Annotated in this window: 22 protein-coding genes; 11 read left to right on the forward strand and 11 right to left on the reverse strand. The window is 33.0% G+C overall.

The annotated features are described in order from the left end of the window. Positions 1 to 606 carry an FAD-dependent oxidoreductase gene (locus OZP10_RS06810; RefSeq protein ID WP_281634753.1) on the forward strand — a complete coding sequence of 202 codons (606 nt, stop codon included), beginning with the start codon at positions 1 to 3 and terminating at the stop codon, positions 604 to 606. Between the two features lie 102 nt (positions 607 to 708). On the opposite strand, the gene OZP10_RS06815 is transcribed toward OZP10_RS06810, so the two are convergent. From OZP10_RS06815 to OZP10_RS06835, 5 genes are all read right to left on the reverse strand, one after another. Beyond that, positions 709 to 1,026: a hypothetical protein gene (locus OZP10_RS06815; protein WP_281634019.1), complete on the reverse strand. Its 318-nt coding sequence runs from the start codon at positions 1,024 to 1,026 to the stop codon at positions 709 to 711. Positions 1,027 to 1,116: 90 nt separating this feature from the next. Further along, positions 1,117 to 1,482 carry a nuclear transport factor 2 family protein gene (locus OZP10_RS06820; protein WP_281634020.1) on the reverse strand — a complete coding sequence of 122 codons (366 nt, stop codon included), beginning with the start codon at positions 1,480 to 1,482 and terminating at the stop codon, positions 1,117 to 1,119. Between the two features lie 17 nt (positions 1,483 to 1,499). Then, entirely contained in the window at positions 1,500 to 3,077 is a 1,578-nt protein-coding gene (locus OZP10_RS06825) for a S41 family peptidase (RefSeq protein ID WP_281634021.1), read from the reverse strand. Next, entirely contained in the window at positions 3,077 to 3,508 is a 432-nt protein-coding gene (locus OZP10_RS06830) for a deoxycytidylate deaminase (RefSeq protein ID WP_248728441.1), read from the reverse strand. The genes OZP10_RS06825 and OZP10_RS06830 overlap by 1 nt, the downstream gene beginning before the upstream one ends. A 5-nt stretch (positions 3,509 to 3,513) precedes the next feature. Next, positions 3,514 to 4,107 carry a HupE/UreJ family protein gene (locus OZP10_RS06835; RefSeq protein ID WP_281634022.1) on the reverse strand — a complete coding sequence of 198 codons (594 nt, stop codon included), beginning with the start codon at positions 4,105 to 4,107 and terminating at the stop codon, positions 3,514 to 3,516. 168 nt (positions 4,108 to 4,275) lie between these two features. On the opposite strand from OZP10_RS06835, the gene OZP10_RS06840 reads away from it, so the two are divergent. Beyond that, positions 4,276 to 4,707 carry a TerB family tellurite resistance protein gene (locus tag OZP10_RS06840; RefSeq protein WP_177211913.1) on the forward strand — a complete coding sequence of 144 codons (432 nt, stop codon included), beginning with the start codon at positions 4,276 to 4,278 and terminating at the stop codon, positions 4,705 to 4,707. 113 nt (positions 4,708 to 4,820) lie between these two features. On the opposite strand, the gene OZP10_RS06845 is transcribed toward OZP10_RS06840, so the two are convergent. The 3 genes from OZP10_RS06845 to fbp all read right to left on the reverse strand — a co-directional run bounded on the left by OZP10_RS06845 (position 4,821) and on the right by fbp (position 7,008). Next, a complete protein-coding gene (locus OZP10_RS06845; protein WP_281634023.1) occupies positions 4,821 to 5,237 on the reverse strand; it encodes a hypothetical protein in 417 nt (138 codons plus the stop codon). Positions 5,238 to 5,464: 227 nt separating this feature from the next. After that, complete coding sequence (locus OZP10_RS06850) at positions 5,465 to 5,968, reverse strand: hypothetical protein (RefSeq protein WP_281634024.1); 504 nt, start codon at positions 5,966 to 5,968, stop codon at positions 5,465 to 5,467. Positions 5,969 to 6,000: 32 nt separating this feature from the next. Next, positions 6,001 to 7,008, reverse strand: coding sequence for a class 1 fructose-bisphosphatase (gene fbp / locus OZP10_RS06855; RefSeq protein ID WP_281634025.1), 1,008 nt, complete (start codon positions 7,006 to 7,008; stop codon positions 6,001 to 6,003). A 171-nt stretch (positions 7,009 to 7,179) separates the two neighbouring features. On the opposite strand from fbp, the gene OZP10_RS06860 reads away from it, so the two are divergent. After that, a complete protein-coding gene (locus OZP10_RS06860) occupies positions 7,180 to 7,668 on the forward strand; it encodes a GNAT family N-acetyltransferase (RefSeq protein WP_177211910.1) in 489 nt (162 codons plus the stop codon). A gap of 154 nt (positions 7,669 to 7,822) precedes the next feature. Beyond that, positions 7,823 to 9,082 (forward strand): aspartate kinase, encoded by a 1,260-nt coding sequence (locus tag OZP10_RS06865; protein WP_281634026.1) that lies wholly within the window; start codon positions 7,823 to 7,825, stop codon positions 9,080 to 9,082. Positions 9,083 to 9,299: 217 nt separating this feature from the next. On the opposite strand, the gene OZP10_RS06870 is transcribed toward OZP10_RS06865, so the two are convergent. Further along, a complete protein-coding gene (locus tag OZP10_RS06870) occupies positions 9,300 to 9,509 on the reverse strand; it encodes a helix-turn-helix transcriptional regulator (protein ID WP_281634027.1) in 210 nt (69 codons plus the stop codon). Between the two features lie 226 nt (positions 9,510 to 9,735). On the opposite strand from OZP10_RS06870, the gene OZP10_RS06875 reads away from it, so the two are divergent. From OZP10_RS06875 to OZP10_RS06885, 3 genes are read left to right on the forward strand one after another with little or no spacing between them, the layout of a single operon-like run. Further along, positions 9,736 to 9,897 carry a hypothetical protein gene (locus tag OZP10_RS06875; protein WP_281634028.1) on the forward strand — a complete coding sequence of 54 codons (162 nt, stop codon included), beginning with the start codon at positions 9,736 to 9,738 and terminating at the stop codon, positions 9,895 to 9,897. A 43-nt stretch (positions 9,898 to 9,940) separates the two neighbouring features. Then, positions 9,941 to 10,138 carry a hypothetical protein gene (locus OZP10_RS06880; RefSeq protein ID WP_281634029.1) on the forward strand — a complete coding sequence of 66 codons (198 nt, stop codon included), beginning with the start codon at positions 9,941 to 9,943 and terminating at the stop codon, positions 10,136 to 10,138. A gap of 27 nt (positions 10,139 to 10,165) precedes the next feature. Further along, positions 10,166 to 10,390: a DUF5808 domain-containing protein gene (locus OZP10_RS06885; RefSeq protein WP_281634030.1), complete on the forward strand. Its 225-nt coding sequence runs from the start codon at positions 10,166 to 10,168 to the stop codon at positions 10,388 to 10,390. A gap of 1 nt (position 10,391) precedes the next feature. On the opposite strand, the gene OZP10_RS06890 is transcribed toward OZP10_RS06885, so the two are convergent. Both OZP10_RS06890 and OZP10_RS06895 read right to left on the reverse strand, forming a co-directional pair. Next, a complete protein-coding gene (locus OZP10_RS06890) occupies positions 10,392 to 12,647 on the reverse strand; it encodes a TonB-dependent receptor domain-containing protein (protein ID WP_281634031.1) in 2,256 nt (751 codons plus the stop codon). Positions 12,648 to 12,763: 116 nt separating this feature from the next. After that, a complete protein-coding gene (locus OZP10_RS06895; protein WP_281634032.1) occupies positions 12,764 to 13,822 on the reverse strand; it encodes a helix-turn-helix domain-containing protein in 1,059 nt (352 codons plus the stop codon). Positions 13,823 to 13,914: 92 nt separating this feature from the next. Between OZP10_RS06895 and OZP10_RS06900 the strand changes: the two genes are divergently transcribed. From OZP10_RS06900 to OZP10_RS06915, 4 genes are all read left to right on the forward strand, one after another. Beyond that, positions 13,915 to 14,142, forward strand: a complete 228-nt coding sequence (locus tag OZP10_RS06900; protein ID WP_281634033.1) for a hypothetical protein — start codon at positions 13,915 to 13,917, stop codon at positions 14,140 to 14,142. A 90-nt stretch (positions 14,143 to 14,232) separates the two neighbouring features. Further along, entirely contained in the window at positions 14,233 to 17,667 is a 3,435-nt protein-coding gene (locus tag OZP10_RS06905) for a DUF8818 domain-containing protein (protein WP_281634034.1), read from the forward strand. 63 nt (positions 17,668 to 17,730) lie between these two features. After that, positions 17,731 to 18,285 carry a hypothetical protein gene (locus tag OZP10_RS06910; RefSeq protein WP_281634035.1) on the forward strand — a complete coding sequence of 185 codons (555 nt, stop codon included), beginning with the start codon at positions 17,731 to 17,733 and terminating at the stop codon, positions 18,283 to 18,285. 413 nt (positions 18,286 to 18,698) lie between these two features. Next, positions 18,699 to 19,778: a glycosyltransferase gene (locus OZP10_RS06915; protein ID WP_281634036.1), complete on the forward strand. Its 1,080-nt coding sequence runs from the start codon at positions 18,699 to 18,701 to the stop codon at positions 19,776 to 19,778. Positions 19,779 to 19,946 lie beyond the last annotated feature (168 nt).

Raw genomic sequence — 19,946 nt, forward strand, 5'->3', positions numbered from 1 at the left:
ATGTTTGATGTTTTAATTATCGGCGGAGGAGTATCTGGAATGTCATGTGCTCTTGTCTTAGGGTCCGCAAAAAACAAAACTTTTGTTACTGATAAAAAAATCGGAATTTTTACCCACCAGAAGAATTCTTCTTTACAAGAGGCAATATTTTATAACGCTTACGGAATTACACCAGGAAAATTAGGTTCTGAACTGCTTTCTGAAAGCACAGAGGATTTAGCAACAACTTACCCACACATTACTCAGATTCCAAATGAAAAAGTAATGAAAATTGAGGGCAGTTATCCTGAATTTACTGTTGTAACCAACAAGAATTCATACCAAACAAAAAATATCGTAGTCGGAATTGGTTCTGCCAATACTTTCGACATAGAAGGTTTAATGCAATTTGTTGAACCTCACAAAAAAGCGCTTCCAGAAAAACAGCGAATTCAACTTAAAAATGAAGATCATAAAGTTGCTGACGGCATTTATGCAATCGGGACTTTAGCTGGCTGGAGAAGTCAATTGGCAATTGCTGCCGGGAGTGGTGCAGCAGTAGCAACAGATATTCTTACTTTATGGAATAACGGTGTACAGACTCACGCTCACGATAGTATTCGATAAAATTATTAAACCATATAAGTGATATAAGTTAATTTATACGCAAAGTATAATATGAACTTATATCACTTATATGGTTTATTTTTTTGAGTGACTGTTTTTCTTTTATTTAACCGAAACGATTTGGGTTACTTTAATATGGTTTTCCTCCTCGGTTTTCCATTTTTCTCCTTTAACAGATACTACATCTCCAATTTTTAGTTGTTTGTAGTTTTGAGGCCCGCCAACGTTTACAATACTAATTGTTGCAAAGTATACTTCTTTGACGTCTGTTGTAATTTTTGCTGTGTAGCCGTCTTTACCAGCTTCTATACCGTCTACTTTTCCTGAAACTACAGCATTTGTATCGTTTTTCATAGTTGCACAAGAGATTACAAAAGTCATTAGAAGTGCTAGAAAGCTTATTCTTTTTAAATTTTTCATATATTTTAGCTTAACCGCGAAGTTCGCGAGGATTTATGCAAGGTTCGCAAAGTTGTATTTTAAGTTAACATTAAATTATTTAATCAAACTTTACGCCAGCTGAACACAGCTTCCTGCTATAACTTTTAGATTTTTTCCTATTTTTTTCCAGACTCTTATATATTTGAAAACTCCGTTAATCGGATTGCCATCATAAGCCCCATTTAATGCGACTGTAACAGTAACTACAGCCGAGTCACCAATAATATTAACGATTTGATCAGAACCTTCCAAAGAATCAATTTTAATCTTTCCAGAACGGTAGGTCTGTAAATCGATTTCTTTAGTAATGGTTTGCCCATCTGGCATATTAAACAATAAATCATCATGAAGAATGGTTTCCAAAGCCATAACATCCGATTTTTTAATTGCAGTTAGGAGTTCAATTTCTGCATTAACAACGGTTTCTATTTTCATGCTATAAAGATTTGAAGTTATTTCTTCGGATTCAGAATTGTTTTTATCATGGCATCTTCTTTTAAGATCACATCATAATAATACAATTCTCCATACAGCTGTCGGGCAAATTCAGCCGTAATATGACGGTTTACAAGTGCTTTTGTTTTATCTAATTTCAAATCCAGACCTGTCATCAAAATATAATTTTTGAATTTTTTGAAATATAGGTCTGAGTTTTTCATTTTAGCCAAAAAATCAGCGAAACTATCACCTGCAAAAGCATTTCTATTTTTATCCAATTCTTCGAAAACAAAATGACCAACAATTCCTGTTTGCAGCAAATAAGCAACATTTTCATTTCCGTGCTCTGCTTCCATTGGCACAAAAACATCTGGAACAATTCCGCCGCCGCCGTATACTATTTTACCTTTTGGAGTTTTAAATTTTAATGAATCAGCTACTTTTATGCTGTCTTTCGCATACAACTCTCCAGTAGCAATTCTAGATTCTGATTCTTTAAAATATTCTTCGTTTCCTTTTTTATATGGTTTCTGAATCGATCTTCCTGTTGGCGTGTAATAACGCGCTACAGTCAATCTCACAGCAGATCCGTCGTTAAAATCCATTTCTCTCTGAACTAATCCTTTTCCAAAAGAACGGCGTCCAACAATCGTTCCGCGGTCATTATCTTGGATTGCTCCCGCTAGAATTTCGCTTGCAGAAGCACTATTTTCATTAATTAAAACGTACACTTTTCCAGTTTCAAAACTTCCTGCTTTTGTAGCGTATGTTTTCTCAGTAGAGCCGTTTTTACTTTTTGTAAAAACGATTAACTGTTTGTCTTTCAAAAATTCATCGGCAATGGCAATCGCTTCTTCCATGTAACCACCGCCATTATCGCGAAGGTCAATTACAAGAGACTGAATTCCTTTTTGTTTTAATCTCGTTAAACCAGTTTTAAACTCATTAAAAGTGGTTTCTGCAAAACGATTAATTTTGATGTAACCAACATTATTTCCTAACAACAAAGAAGCATCAACGCTTTTGATAGGAATAATATCTCGTTTTACTTTAAATTTTAATTTCTTTTGTTCTGATTTTCTAAAAACAGTCAGCTCGATTTCTGAACCCTGAAGGCCTTTTAATTTAGAAAACAAACTATCTGAAGGCAGTTTTCTACCGTACAATTTTGTTTTTCCAGCGAATAGAATTCGATCGCCAGATTTTATTCCTGCTTTTGCTGAAGGTCCGTTTTCGACCGGTTTTATAATCGCAACCGAATCTTTATACATATAAAAATTAATCCCAATTCCCACGAAATCACCTTTCATGCTTTCGGCAACCTCAGCTTGCTCGCTTGGCGGAATATAAACTGAATGCGGGTCTAATTTGGAAAGTATATTATCGACTGTAAGATTTACAATCGAATCGGTATTGACACTATCAACATATTCGGTATTGATAAAGTCAATAAGTTTATTAAGTTTGGTTTTAGAGTAATTTTTAGCCAAAAGCTGGTCGCTTGCAGGAGCATTCATAATGCTTCCAGCAATTGTTCCAAGAGCAAAAGTTGCTCCTATGACTATTGGCAAATATTTCGGATTAAATTTCATTACTCTTCTAAAACAGGAATATGTTCTACCTCTACGCCTGCTTTTATTAAAAATTGAATTCCAGAATCATCACGATATCCATCTTTATACACCACTCTTTTTATTCCAGACTGATGTATTAATTTACTGCATTCTTTGCAAGGCGAAAGCGTGATATATAATGTTGCTCCTTCACAAGATTGCGTTGATCTTGCTACTTTCAGGATCGCATTTGCTTCGGCATGCAAAACATCCCAACGTGTTAATCCGTCTTCGTCTTCACAACAATTTTCAAATCCAGATGGCGTTCCGTTGTAACCGTCAGAAATGATCATTCTGTCTTTTACAATAATCGCTCCGACTTGTTTTCGTTTACAGTAAGAAAGCAGGCTCCACTCTTTTGCAATTCGTAGATATGCTTTATCGTATTTATTCCTTTTTTTTACTTCCATTTAATTTATCTGTTCCAAATTGGGCTTTCGATAATCATCGGAATTACAACTCCAATAATAAAAGCCGACATTACAAGTGCCCAATCACGTTTTGAAAAACGGAAAACGGTCTGCACTATATATGAAATTACCAGAACCACAAAAACTACTACTAGCTGAGCAGCTTCTATTCCTAAGGCAAACTCTCCCAAAGGTAACAATTTTGAGGTCGCAGAACCTCCTAATATTGTTTTGAAATAATTAGAAAAACCTAATCCATGAATAATTCCAAAGAATAAAGTTATGAAAAATACCAGATTTACGCCATCATTTTTTGAGGTCTTTCCAGCCGTAAATAAATGATAAAGAGCTGTTACCAGAATTGTAATCGGAATCAGGAATTCTACAACATCTACTTTTATGGCAATGATGCCGTAAACAGAAAGAATTAAAGCCAAAGTATGACCAATTGTAAAAAGAGAAACCAATAAAAAAATTCTTTTCCAGTCTTTAAAAAGATACGGAACGGTTAAGGCGATTAAAAAAAGAACGTGATCGTAAGCATTGATATCTAAAACGTGTTTTAATCCTATTTGAAAATAAATCCAAAATTGTGACATAGGTGTAATATAATTAAATAATTAGGGGTTGTAAACTTACGATTAATTTTCAAACTTAAATATTGAAGCCATCAAATCCTTCAATAAAGAAAAGTTAAATTTTATGAGAATTTTAAAATCGATAATTTAAAAATAAGGCTATATTTGTTTTACAAAAACTTTACAATTATGTCATTTTCAGAATTATTTGATAGCGAATTCAAGCAAAGAAACAAAGGACACTTTTCTGCTATCGTTCGTGTAGCATTGGCTGATGGAGTTGTATATCCAGAAGAAAAAGCCTTTTTAGACAAACTTGCTTCTCGTTTAGAAATTACAGAATCGGAATACGAAGAAATTCTTAGCGATCCGTTAAAATATCCGATCAATCCACCTTATTCATATGTTCAACGTTTAGAGCGTTTATATGATTTGACAAGAATGGTTCATGTTGATCATCATCTTGAAGACAAACAAGAAGTATTATTGAAAAAAATAAGTGTTGCGCTAGGATTCACACCAAGCAACGTAGATTATATCATTGCAAAAGCATTGTCGTTAGTTGACAATAAAGTAGATGCAGATACTTTTATCTACGAAATGCAGCACATGCATAAATAGTATTCAGTAATCAGTTTTTAGTGTTCAGTTTTTATACTGAAACTTGACTGCAAACGAAAATTAAAAACACAAAACCCGATATTGATTTTATCGGGTTTTGTGTTTTAAATCCTTTATTTTGACTGCGTGATATTTATATTATCAAAATAGTTTCCTGACTGTAATCCTATATTAAGAACTCTTTCTGCACCTGTTGTATTTTTACTCATGGTAACAATCAAGATGTTTCCATTTTTCCTTTCTACCTCAAAAACATCATTTTTAAAGATAAAATTTTCAGCAGACAAATTTACAGTTCCTTTGTCAATTCTTGCTTTGTCTAATGCAAAACCATTTACCCACCATCCTTTATACTCTGTAGTAATCGTAATTTTGTTGGCTTCTGCGGTAAAAGAAGCTTCCTTTTTAGAAAGTTTAATCACATCTCCAGAAGCGCCCGTTGGCAGATCTTTAACCTCATCATTACTGCAGGAAACAAACAAAACTGAAAACATTCCAAATAGAAGCACTAATAGTTTTTTCTTCATCATAATTTACTTTTTAGGTTTGATTAGTTTTAAGGCATTTACAAAAAATTAATCCATAATTTCTCATAAACACTAGGTTCTTTATATAGATTGATAAAACTAAAAATAGTTGCGTGTGCTTTTTAATTTATCCTTAAAGCAAAACCCGACAGGTTTTAAAAACCTGTCGGGTTTGCATGTAAACTGTAATTAAGAACAGAACACTTAATTAGTCTTGTGTTTTCTTCATTTTAATGTTTATAACCACTTATGTTCTTAATTTCTTTTAAGCTCATACCATAATTTTTGTCCACATTTAGATCCCAAACATCAGGTTTAGAGTAAGTGCTTTTATCAAATAAATCTGCACCTTTAACAAATTGTATTGAACCCGTAATTTCTTTAATCATGCCAGTTTTTACTTTTAAATAATCATAAAGCATATTATTGGATTCACTGACTTTTTCAACAACAATTAAAAAACTCATTTCATTTGCATTTGTTCCCTGTAAGGCTGCGTTTCTAACATAACCAGAGTTCAAATATTTTACTTTACCCGTAAATTCAACATCATAAGTATGTCCAAAAGATGTATTTTCTACACCATGAACTATATTAAAATCTACCAATTCGACATTATCAAAAGATTCTTGAGCTATTTTAGTTTTAATTATATTCTGAATTGCAGCATCTTTTGGCAAATCATTACAGGATATAAAAAGCACCAAGAAGCTAAATAATAATGTTTTTTTCATAGAGTATTTATTTTTCGTTTTTGCAATTATAGTTAATTCGCTTCAGCCATAAATTCTTCAGCTTTTTCTACCATATTATAGCTTCCGCAGAAGAAAGGCACTCTTTCGTGCAATTCGGTTGGCTGAATTTCTAGAATTCTTCCGAAACCATCTGTTGCTTTTCCTCCCGCCTGTTCTGCCAAAAATGCCATCGGATTACATTCATACAACAAACGTAGTTTTCCTTTTGGCGCTTTTGAACTTGTTGGATAAATATAAACACCGCCTTTAATCATATTTCGATGAAAATCGGCTACCAAACTTCCAATGTATCTAGAAGTATAAGGTCTGTCTCCTTCTTCTCGCTGGCAGTATTTAATGTAATTTTTTACTCCCTGCGGAAAATGAACATAATTCCCTTCGTTAACCGAATAAATATTTCCGTTTTCTGGAAATTTCATGTTTGGATGCGAAAGATAAAAAGTACCTATCGCTGGATTTAACGTAAATCCATTTACTCCATGTCCTGTAGTGTAAACCAGCATGGTCGAAGTTCCATAAATTACATAGCCTGCTGCAACTTGATTGATTCCCGGTTGTAAAAAATCCTCGCTAGTTACCGGAGTTCCTATTGGAGTTACTCTTCTGAAAACAGAAAAAATAGTTCCCACAGAAACATTTACATCAATGTTTGAAGATCCGTCAAGCGGATCCATTAAGATCACGTACTTATTATTATGACTGTTGTCGCTCCCCTGAACAGTAATAAAATCGTCGTTTTCTTCAGAAGCAATACCACAGACAATCTCACGGTTTATTAACGTCTGGATAAATACTTCGTTTGCATAGACATCTAATTTTTGCTGGTCTTCTCCTTGGACATTCTGCGCGCCTACAGCGCCCACAATATCTACTAAACCCGCTTGGTTTACTTTATGATTGACCACTTTTGCTGCCAATCTAATAGAGTTGATAATTCGCGAGAGTTCTCCCGACGAATACTGAAATGCTTTTTGGTTCTCAATAATAAACTCTCCCAGTGTTTTATTGCGTTCTTCCATTTCTAAATCGTTATAGTTTTATTTTTAAGTCACAAATATCGCTTATTTTGTGAGAATGATTTAAAAATTATGTTGTTAGTTTGCTACTATTGTATATTTGCTAATAATCTGCAAAAAGCACTAGCTAAAACGAAGCTTTTTTAGATATTAAATAGTTAAAAATAGGAATATATGAATATTAGAAAAGGAAATCCTGAAGATATGAAATCGGTGTTAGGGCTTATTCAGGAGCTGGCTATATTCGAAAAAGAACCCGATGCGGTTGTCATTACAGAAGATGATTTGATACGTGACGGTTTTGGTGAAAAACCATTATTTAATGTTTTTGTAGCGGAGATTGAAAACGAGGAAAAACAGAAAGAAATTGTCGGAATAGCATTATATTACTATCGCTATTCTACTTGGAAAGGAAAGACAATTCATCTTGAAGATTTGATTGTAAAAGAAAAGATGCGTGGGACAGGTTTAGGTTCTGCCCTTTATGCTGAAATCATGAAACAAGGAAAAAGAGATAATGTTAGAAGAGTTGAATGGAATGTTTTAGCCTGGAATACACCGGCAGTTAATTTTTACAAGAATTCTGGCGCAAGAATTCTAGAAGACTGGCAAGTTGTGCAAATGGATGAGGCAGGCGTTAATTCATTCTTAGAAAAATTATAAAAAAATATTTAGCCACAGATTATAAGGATTAAATTGATTTTAAAATCTGTGTAAATCATTTTATCCCGATAGCTATCGGGAGTGGCAAAAAAAATAAATACTAGGTTTCTGTTTGAGTCTGAAATCTAAAATCTAAAAATCTATTAATTAAAAAATGAGAGTATTTAAATTTGGAGGAGCATCGGTAAAAGATGCAGATGGAATTAAAAACGTATACGACGTTTTACAAAAAGTAGGTTACGAAGACGTAATTCTTGTAGTTTCGGCTATGGGAAAAACAACAAATGCTCTTGAAGTTGTAATCAAGAATTACTTTGAAAAATCGACAGAACTAAATGCTTCTGTACAAGAAATTAAAAAATACCACAATCAGATCTTATTGGATTTGTTTGAAGATGAAAATCATGAAGTTTTCACAGCTGTAAATGCACAGTTTGACGAATTAGAATACTTTTTAGCTCATAATAAATCTCCAAATTACAACTTTGTTTACGATCAAGTGGTAAGTTTTGGTGAATTGATTTCGACTAATATCTTAAGCCATTATATGAATTTCAGAGGAATTCAGACGCAATGGCTTGACGTTCGTAATTTCATTAAAACCAATGCCAACTACAGAGATGCAGAAGTTGATTGGGAAACTACACAGCAAAACATTAGTAAAAATGTTCCAAGAAAACAGCTAAATATTACACAAGGATTTTTAGGTGCTGACGAAAACAATTTCACCACAACTTTGGGCCGTGAAGGTTCTGATTATACTGCTGGAATTTTTGCTTACTGCTTGAATGCAGAAAGTGTAACGATATGGAAAGACGTTCCTGGAGTTATGAATGCCGATCCGCGTTATTTTGAAAATGCAAGTCTTTTAAACCAGATTTCATATCGTGAAGCTATCGAGTTGGCGTTTTACGGAGCAACGGTAATTCACCCAAAAACATTACAGCCATTACAGAAAAAAGAAATTCCGTTATATGTAAAATCGTTTATCAACCCGTTATTAAAAGGAACTTGCGTTTCTAAAGGAGTTGATTTAGAACCGCAATATCCATGTTTTATCGTAAAAAGAGAACAACTTTTAATTTCGCTTTCATCAATTGATTTCTCTTTTATTATGGAAGAAAACATTAGTGAGATTTTCGGTTTATTCCACGAATTTAAAATCAAAGTAAACTTGATTCAAAACTCTGCAATTAGTTTCTCTGTTTGTGTGGAAGATAAATTTGGAAATTTCCCAGAATTGAATGCGATTCTTTCTAAAAAATTCAAAGTAGAATACAGCGAAAATGTAACCTTATATACAATCCGTCACTTTACAGAAGAGGCAGCGCAGACTGTTGAAGCTAACAAAGAAGTTTTATTGAAACAAGTTAGCCGCGAAACTATGCAGATTGTAACTAAAGAATTAATCTAATATTGCTTTATAAAAGGTAATTATTTAATTCAAAGATTATTGAAAAGGCTTCACTTAATTGTGGAGCCTTTTTTAGTTTTTGCCTTCATTCAAATGCCTGATAATAGTCTTTAAATCTTCAATTTGAAACTTATATTGTTTTATTATTATTCCATAAACATTAAACATTGTAATTTCTATTTGCCTATATATATTCATCAGGCTTTCATAAATACAATCATGTAATTCCTTTTTTAACTAATTTTTCTGGAGTAATTTCGAACATTTGGCAAATTTTATTAAAATGAATAGCCCAAGAAGTACTTTCTCCACGTTCCATTCTGGCATAAGCCGATTGGGAAATTTGCAAATGATCTGCGGTCTCTTCTTGTGACATATTTTTTGATTTTCTCAAAACTTTTAGATTATCTCCTACAATTTTATTCATAATTAACAATTTAAAAAACGAATATAAATATAAGAAATATTTTACAATTATTCAATTTTAGACTTAATAAAAAATCAAAGTTTGCAAAATGATTTAAAGGGTTCATATACAACAAATAATTTTACAGAAATGATACAAAGCGAAAGATATTAACAGAAAATTATTACATTTATCAAAAATATAGAACCTGTTAGCTATAGAATAATTTTAAAACCCAATATATGTTATGTATAAAAGTGTAAAAATCATGACGTGGGTTGTTGTAGCTATTATGATGCTTAATGCCAACCAACATTTTCTTTCAGACAAAATGTTTGCCACTATAATGCTTTTATTATTAGTTGCTTTCATCATAAATATAATTGGTTTGAGTTTCAAAAAAGACTAACTCAAAAAACAAAGAGAATAGTAATAATCTAAAAAAACTTAAAATGACCAAAAAGAATTTTTTACTTGTTTTTATTGTTCTTGGTTTATTATACATCGGTATCTCTTTAAGTCCGTTGCTTACAAAGGATATTAAAGACATTTCTCATTCCGATTTTAGATTGGTAATTGGTCCTTTTCTATCTACAGTTGGAATCCTTATTACTTATACACAGTTAAAAAAAGGAAAAACCAACAAGTAATAACAATCACTCTACTATTTCTTGATTATGGAAACTCAAAAACCATCCGAGGAAGAAAAAAACAATTGGCATAATGATCCTGATAATTGGGTTTGGGGAATATTTTATTATAACCCAAAAGACAAAAGAATGTTTCCTCCAAAGAAAATTAAAGAATTAGGCTGGACGATTAATTTTGCCAATCCCAATTCGGTTTTTCTTTGTGTTGTACTTATTCTAGTTTTGATGATTATATCTGAAAGTGTCAAATAATTTACCTCGCCCTACTATTCTCCGACTGCTCAACCTCTGACTTTTTATAAGTCGTCTTTTTTGAATCTCCAAAACTGTATGTTGCAATCAATTTAAAATAATTGCTGGTATAGGTTCGGTGGTAATAAATTTGCGTTTGTCCGACATTGTAATCACCAGAAACCATAAACTGATGAAAGATGTCGTTTGCTGTAAAATTGAGTTTTAGCGCATCTTTGAAAAAGTTTTTCTCTATTCCTAAAGTTACGGTCGAACGGCAATTTTCGCTTCCCAATCCATAACTTCTATCGCTTAAATACCAAGCCAAAACTTGCAATTTAAAAAGTTTAGGAATCGTAAATGTATTATTAGTATATAAATAAATCTGAGGTTTTACAGGACTAAACGCAAATGCATAATAATTGTCTACCGATTTCTGCCAGGTAATGCTTGCTGTATTAACAGAATTCCACCATTTAATATTGAAAGCTCTAGAAAGTGAGGCAAAAAAAGTATGTCCTTTTTCGAGATTCAATGCCCTTAAAATATAGCTATTTGGCGTGTCTCCGCGTAAAGCGGCTGCCGAAATGGGATCAATTTTATAAGTATAGCCAACTTTAAAATCGAACTTTTTGTACATCGCACCTATTTCAAAAGCATGTGTTTTTTCTGGAAGCAGATTTGGATTTCCTTCAATTGTAGTAAACGGATCCTGATAAATCACATACGGATTTAGAGCCTGATATCTAGGTCTTGTAATTCTGGAAACATACGAGAAATGCCCTTTCCAATCTTCTGAAAGATTAAAATTTAAAAGTGCGTTTGGAAAAAAATTGCTGTACGATTTATCAAATTTCTGAGTTCCGTTGGCATTTGTAAATAAATCGTAACTCGTTTTTTCCGCTCGTACGCCAAGAGAAAAATTGACTTTTTCATTCAATGTTCCGATATAATTAAAGTACGCAGCGGCAATTTTTTCGTTGTATTCAAAATCACTCGAAAGTTCGTTATCCAACTCAAAATTTACATCATCATCAGAAGTTAAGAAATCGGTTCCCGAGTTTATTGTGGAGTAGCTAAACTTCGCTCCTATTTCTAGTTTTGTTTTTTCATCTATTTTCTTCGCATAATCGGCTTGAACTGCAATTATATTAATTCGGCTACCCACATTATTCTTTAAATATCTTTCGGCATCTATTTCCTCAATCTCGCTGTTTTCGTCAATAAAATCTCTTATCGTCTGATTGTAATTCGAAAATTGTGATCCAATAAATAGTGTCGAACCTTTAGCCGTTGTCCAATTATAATTCAAATTAATAAACTGATTTAACAAAACATCATTTCGGTCAACATCAGTGGCATAAAAACTTTTTCCTGAATTATTAGTAATCGAATTTCTGCTTTCTGTAATTCCGCCCAAATCATTCACATTACCGCTATAAGCCAATGAAATATAATTATTTGGAGAAAAACTATATTGAATTCCAAATCCGAAATTTGAATAATTGTTAAATCTCCTTTTCCAATCGGTTGTCAATTCCGATTTCATATAATCATCAGGATTTGGGCGTGTTCGGGTTGTATACAGCAGCTCGCGGTTTCTTCCTAATTGCAATCCGTAATTGGTAACAAACGAGAATTTTCCTTTAGAATAACTAAAATCAAAAAGCGTGTTATAACTCGTTCCGCCAAATTTAGAAACGGTTACATGCTGATTAACAGTTCCCATTACACCGCTTTCACTTTTTTTTTTGGTTATGATATTGATGACCGCTTTTCCTTCGGCATCGTATCTCGCAGAAGGATTAGAAATGACTTCGATCTTCTGAATTTGCGAAACGGGAATAGCGGCAAAACGTTCATAATTAATTAGAACTCCGTTGAGATAAATAATGGCTTCACCTTTTCCAATAACACTTATTTCACCGTCGGCAACCACAACATTTGGCACTCTTCCCAACAATTCGTTTACCGAACTGCTGGTTGCCAGAACAGTTCCGTTTACATTGACATCAATATTTCCGTTGGCTCCATATTTTAATAATGAAGGTTGGCTTTTTACAACCACTTCATCTAACTCATTTTGCTCTTTCTCTTTTTCATTTTCTTTCTCTTTAATGATTAGAGTATCTTGAGCAGACTTAAATAACTTTCCGAAGAGCACATCATCACTATAATGACTTTTATCTGTAACTTTTTTTATACGTTGCGCTTTTATTTCTATTGATGAAAAAATTAGAAAAAAGACATAAACGATGACCAATTTTTGAAATCTCATAAACTTTAGCAATTAACAGTTTAACTTTTATTTGAAACAAAAGTCATCTGAAAATCAATAAATGAGATTCCAAAAAGCGAAATCAGGAGTACGGATTTATAAATCAGTACTTCATTCTAGGACTGCACAGCTTGCATTTGGTAATTTAACGGCGTAGTTCCCGTATGTTTTTTGAATGCTGTGAAAAAAGTTGATTTAGAATTAAAACCAACATCATAACCAACGGATTCCAAAGTCAATTTATCTGAAGAAGCGATAATTTTACAAGCTTCGTTGATTCTGAATTCGTTTACATAACTGGTAAAATTCTTCCCTAAATTATTATTCAGAAATTGCGATAACTGATGGCTTGATATATTAATTTCTTGAGACAGATCTTGAAGAGTCAGATTTGGATTTTTATATAAACTCTTTTCATTCATAGCATTATTCAGTTTTTCAAACCAGATTACCGCTTCTGTCGAATCTATTTTTTTATTCGAAATCTTTCCATTCAATAAAAACAAATCGTCTGTTTTTTTTCTGTACAAAAGAATCGAAATTCCCAAGTATAAAATAAACGAAAAAACCACTGCTCCACTTATATAGGTAGCTCCTGGTGCTCCCATAATCGCCAAGAAGTAAAATAGAAACAGTAAACAATTTCCAAAATAGAGCATTGAAAACCACATTTCGGCTGGAGTAGTTTTTTCTTTTCGGCTCAGGATTTTTTTCAAAACACCACGAAGTACAAAACCAGCAGAAACAATGTAAACCAACCACTGAAAATAAATGATTCTTATAAAAATGCCATTCCAAAGCTTTGGATATACTTCGTACGAATATAAAATACCAACTGCAACGATTAAAATCCCCCAAAATGCTAGAATAAATTTCCATGATTTGGGCATTATCTGAACTTCATCAACTGCCGATTTAATAAAATAATACAAACATGGTCCGATGAAAAAACAAGCTGTAAGTCCAAACTGAAGATACATTTTTGGCAGTTCGGGATGAAAATAAACAAATACAGATTTTGCGATTCGGATACTTAATGCAAACAAAAGTGCACCCAGAAAATAATTCGTCAGATGCTTTTTCTTGGTAAAAAAGAAAAAATACACTCCGAGAATAATTCCGTTGAAAGCTCCTAAAGCACTAAAAAAGAATAAAAGTTCTTTACTAGTATCCATAATTTAAATTGATTATATCCTAAACAAAGCTAAAATATTATTTTTAAATGAAAATTAATTAACTTTATAACAGTCAAATAATTCCATGAATTATGAAAAACATTAACGATCCCAGCGAAGAAACTAAAAACCAATGGGAAAATGATCCCAATAATTGGATTTGGGGAATGTTTTATTACAATCCAAAAGACAAAAGATCTTATTTTCCAAAAAGAATAAGTGAATTTGGATGGCATGCCAATTATGCAAATCCTATTTTCATTGTAATCATCGCATTCTTTGTTTTGATAATTTTAGCTTTTATTAAAAATGGAAGATAGGATATACTATTGACCAATAAATCTAAAATAACCTACACTGCAATTCACAATTATAAATACTACTTTTGACTTTTTAGAGTTAGAGTATTTATGTTGAAAAAATTACTGTTTTTGACGGTTTTCTTCTGGTTTTCTGCGCTTCAAGCTCAGGAAACTGAATCACTGTACAAAACCAAAAAAGTAATGGTTTCAAAAGACACTATTCGGCTTGAAAAAGTTGCTATCAACTCTGGATTTTTTGAAATCTTAAATACAAAAAACCAACCAATCGATTCTACTTCTTATAAAGTCGATTTTCAAAAAGGATATTTACTCTTAAATGAAAATTTCCAATCGGTTTCAGATACCTTAATTGTCAATTATCTTAATTATCCAGATCTTTTAACTAGAGAATACAGCCTTTACAAATCGAATCAGATTGTAAGCGGCGATGTTGGATCAGACAAATTATATCGAATCGACAATAACTCAAATGCAAAAAAAGTAACTCCTTTTGACGGTCTTGAAACTTCTGGAAGTATTACGCGTGGTGTTACGGTTGGTAATAATCAGAGTACGGTTTTGAACTCCAATTTAGATTTACAAATTACAGGAAAGATTTCAGACAAAGTGAGTTTAAGGGCTTCACTTCAAGACAATAATATTCCGCTGCAAGATGGTGGCTATTCGCAGAAACTTGATCAATTTGATAATATTTTCATTGAGCTTTTTAGCGATGACTGGAACATTCGCGCCGGCGATGTCTTTTTAGAGAACAGGAAAACTCAATTTTTGGGCTTTAATAAAAAAGTTCAGGGACTTTCTGCCAACTTTGATTTTGATACCGAAAAAAGCAAAACCAACGTTTTTGCTTCGGTTGCTTTTGTAAAAGGCCAATATGCCAAGAGTACTTTTACAGGTCAGGAAGGAAATCAGGGTCCATACAAACTAAAAGGGCAAAATGGCGAATTGTATGTTTTGGTAATTTCGGGTTCGGAGCGAGTTTATGTAAACGGCGTTTTATTAAAAAGAGGCGAAAACAATGATTATGTGATTGATTATAATGCTGGAGAAATTGTCTTTACGTCGCTTTTTACCATTACTTCGGAAATGCGTATTAATGTGGAATACCAATATTCTGAACGAAATTACAATCGTCTTGTAACATACGCAGGTGCAACTCACGAAAATAAAAATTGGAGTTTTGGAGGTTATTTGTATTCAGAAAATGATATGAAAAATCAGCCTTTACAGCAAAATCTCTCTCCAGAACAGGTTCAGATTTTAAGTCAAGCGGGAGATGATGTCAATTTGATGAAGGCGCCTTCTGCTTACGAAGATACTTATGCCGAGAATAAAATCTTGTATAAAAAAACACTTGTCAATTCGGTTGAAGTTTATGAATATTCGAATAATCCTGCCGATGTTTTGTACAATGTTCGATTTAGTCAGGTTGGTCCAAATGCAGGAAATTATATCATTCAAAACAATAATTCTGTTGAACGTATTTATCAATATGTCGAACCAGTCAACGGAATTCCACAGGGAAATTATGAACCAATTGTTCAGCTTGTTGCGCCAATGAAACTTCAGGTGGCAACTTTTTTAGGAAAATATAATCCTGATGAAAAAACATTGGTTGATTTTGAATTGGCCGTCAGTAATAATGACCAGAATTTGTTTTCTACCATTGACGATTCGAACAATGAAGGAATTGCTTTTAAAACCAATCTTAAAAAACGCCTTTTTTCTAGAAGCTGGAATTTAGATGCTTTTGCGAATTATCAATTTGTACAGCAGAATTTTAAATCGGTGGAACGTTTGTATAATATTGAATTTAATCGCGACTGGAATCTAACGGGAACACTTTATGGCAATCAAAGCCTTTTGGTTACGGGTTTGAATTTTGATTTATTTTCGAAAAAAGAAACCTCTAATATTGGTTTGTTAACGTATCAATTCGAGAAATTGGATTTTAGCGAAAGCTACACTGGAACAAGACATACAACAAATGCTTTATTCAAACTAAAAAATTGGACGATCGAAAACAATGGAAGTTTCTTAAATTCTGATGCTACAGCTTCGACTTCAAAATTTATTAGAAACCAAACCAGAACCAAGTATCATTTTGGAAAAAATTGGGTTGGAGGAACTATGCAAATAGAAGACAATCAGCAAAAAGACAAAATTACCAATCAGTTTTCGGCTTTAAGCCAAAGATTTTCAGAATACGGTTTATTTACTGGGCGCGGTGATAGTACAAAAGTTTTTGTTGAAGTAGGTTTTCTGCAGCGACGAAACGATAGTTTGCAAAACGGATTACTGCAGCATGTCAACAATTCGCAGACATATTATTTAAAATCAAAACTAATTCAAAACAAAACAACCGATTTGGCGGTTTATGCGAGTTACAGAAATTTAGATTTTACAGATAAATCGAGACAGAATGAACCTTCTTTAAATTCGAGAATTCTATACAACGATCGCTTTTTTAATCAATTCATGCAAATTGGAACGGCTTACGAAACGAGTTCGGGAACTATTGCCCAACAAGAATTTACGTATGTAGAAGTGCCAACAGGTCAGGGAGTTTACACTTGGAACGATTATAACGGAAACGGAATTCAGGAATTGGAAGAATTTGAAGTTGCCGTTTACCAAGATCAAGCGCGCTATATTAGGATCTTTTTGCCGAATCAGGTTTATATTAAGACCAACCAAAATAAGTTTTCGCAATCCTTAACTCTGAATCCGCTACAATGGCAAAATGAAAAAGGATTCAAAAAATTACTGTCTTATTTTTATAACCAGACTTCTTTCATAATGGATCGAAAGATAAAAAGTGATGGTGAAAAACTAGAACTCAATCCGTTTGATTCATCAGAAGAAAATATTTTGGGTTTGAATTCGAGTTTCAGAAACAGTTTATTTTATAACCGAGGCAAACAAAAACATTCGGTTACGTATTCTTATCTTATAAATAAAGGAAAGAGTCTGCTTTCTGTTGGTTCTCAGCATGTGCAGAATTATTCGCATCAAATTCAGTATACACATTTATACCAAAATAGCTGGCTATTTAATTTCTTCACCAAAACCATAAAAACCGATTTGGTTTCAAAAGATTTTGCTGAGAAAAATTATGATATTCAAGGTTGGCAGCTGGCACCAAAAGTCAGTTATTTGTTTTCTAAAAACACCAAATTGGATTTCTTTTATGAGCTTCAAAACAAAAAAAATCAAATTGGAAATCTCGAAACTTTAGACCAAAACAGAATCGGGACTTCTTTTTCTTATGCAGGCGAAAAGAAAGTTACGGTTAATGGAGAATTCTCTTTTTATGAAAATAAATTTAATGGAAATGAATTTTCATCAGTCGGTTTTCAAATGCTCGAGGGACTTCAAGCGGGATCAAATTTGGTTTGGAAACTGCTTCTGCAAAAGAACATTACGTCTTTTCTAGATATTAATTTAAATTATCAAGGAAGAAAAAGCGAAACCGGAAATACGATTCATACAGGAAATGTTCAGCTTCGTGCATATTTTTAATGTAACACGAAAAAGATGACAATAAATTGTTTAATTTTAATTGAAATTTAAACTTTTAGCCTTATGAAAAAATTAGTATTGTTCTGTTTGATGGTTGTTTTCTCTTCTAATTTTTATGCTCAGGAAACAACTGCAAAAACCACGAAAAGTAAAACTGAAACTTCGGCGAAAAAAGCGAAAGCAAGTGCTGACAAAGCTTCGGCTGACGCAAAAAAAGAAGCCACAAAATCTAAAAAAGCCGCTGACGATGCAAAAGCTGCTTCAACAAAAGCCAAAAAAGAATCTGCTGACGCAGCAAAAAAGACTGCCGACAAACAAGCGACAAAAGCTAAAGCTGATGCCAAAAAAGCTACTGTAGAATCTAATAAAGCAAAAACAACTGCTGACAAAACCAAAGCCGACGCCAAGAAAACAACCGCAAAAGCTGATGCTACAAAAAAAGACGCCACTGCTGCTAAAAAAACAGCTAGTAAAACTTTAAAAGAAACTAACGAAAAAGCGCCGTCTGTACCAGACAAAATAACCGGCGAATACAACGGTAAAAAAGTATATACTGGTCCAAGAGGTGGTAAGTACTACATTAACAAAAATGGTAATAAAACGTATATTCAGGATTAATTAAAGGTTCTGAGGAACTAAGGGACTGAGGTGCTAAGGTTTTAATACGAGACTTTGAAGAAGCTGTCCTTTTGGACAGCTTCTTCTTTTTGTAAGCTTCGGAGAAGCAAAATATTTATAGCAAATAATGAACATTTATATATAAAGCTCCAGTGGAGCGACACATATTTTATTGCGAAAAATTATGTGTCGCTCCACTGGAGCTCTTTGTCTTTTCGCAATTGGATTTCTATAAATATTCTTTTAACTCTAAATGACTGTATTTTTGAGATAACCTCTTTTTTATTCAATCCAATAAACCTTAGAGCCTTAGTTCCTCAGCACCTTAGAACCTTAAATTAATAATTTAGTAATACCTTCGAAATAACACAGAAAACATATTTGTCTATCTTCGTTTTTAAAACGTGTTAAAAATGAGCATTGATTATTCTGCGAATAAAACAATTTTAGTAGCTCCATTAAATTGGGGACTTGGACATGCCACTCGATGCATTCCGATTATCAAAGCGCTTCAAGAGAATAATTATATTCCGATTATCGCCTCCGACGGCGTTGCGCTGGCTCTATTACGAAAAGAATTTCCTTATGTACAAACTTTAGAATTGCCTTCTTATCATATTGAATATGCCAAGAATGGTAAAAATTTTAAATGGAAATTGATTAAAAATCTTCCGAAAATGATTACTGCCGTTTTGGATGAGAAAAAAATGGTGAATCATTGGATTAAAAAACATGGCATTGATGGCATAATCTCAGATAACAGATTGGGGGTTTTCAGCAAAAAAGTACCTTCTGTTTTTATGACTCATCAATTGAATGTAATGACTGGAAATACGACTTGGTTTACCAGTAAATGTCATCAGTATTTCATAAAAAAATATAATGAATGCTGGGTTCCTGATACTAATGAAAAAGTGAACTTAACGGGAGATTTGGGGCATTTAAAAAATAATGAACTGAATCTAAAATACATCGGCCCGTTGAGCCGTATGAAGAAAAAGGATACTCCCAAAATATATGATTTGATGATTATATTGTCTGGACCTGAACCTCAGCGCACTTTCTTGGATGAAAAACTGCAAAAAGAAGCTGCAAATTATCCAGGAAAAGTGGTTTTTGTACAAGGTAAAGTAGAAAAATCGCAAGAAAAATGGCAGGCTGGAAATGTTACCTATTACAATTTTATGAACTCCAAACAGCTGGAACAGACTTTTAACGAAAGTGAGTTTGTATTATGCCGTTCGGGCTATACTACAGTAATGGATTTGGCTAAGCTGGGCAAAAAAGCTTTTTTTATTCCAACGCCAGGTCAGTACGAACAAGAATATCTGGCCATAAAACTTCAGGAAGAAAATCTTATACCTTATGCAATGCAGGACGATTTTAGCATTGAAGATTTATCGAAAGTAAAATCGTTTAAAGGACTATCTCAATTTGAAAATAACATTGACTGGGATTCGTTATTTAAGGTTTTTGAAGACAAAACAGCATAACTGCACGTTGATCAAACAGATTTGCTATTGCAAAGACGCGGATTAAGCGAATTTTACTTTTATTTTCCACTACAATAAAAAAACCTCCAGCTTAAGCTGGAGGCAATTGAGTTTTTTCTTAAATAAAAAATCAGTTTTTATCAGCGTCTTTGCGATAGCAAATCCGTT

It is taken from the genome of Flavobacterium luteolum, from assembly GCF_027111275.1.
Taxonomy (GTDB): domain Bacteria; phylum Bacteroidota; class Bacteroidia; order Flavobacteriales; family Flavobacteriaceae; genus Flavobacterium; species Flavobacterium luteolum.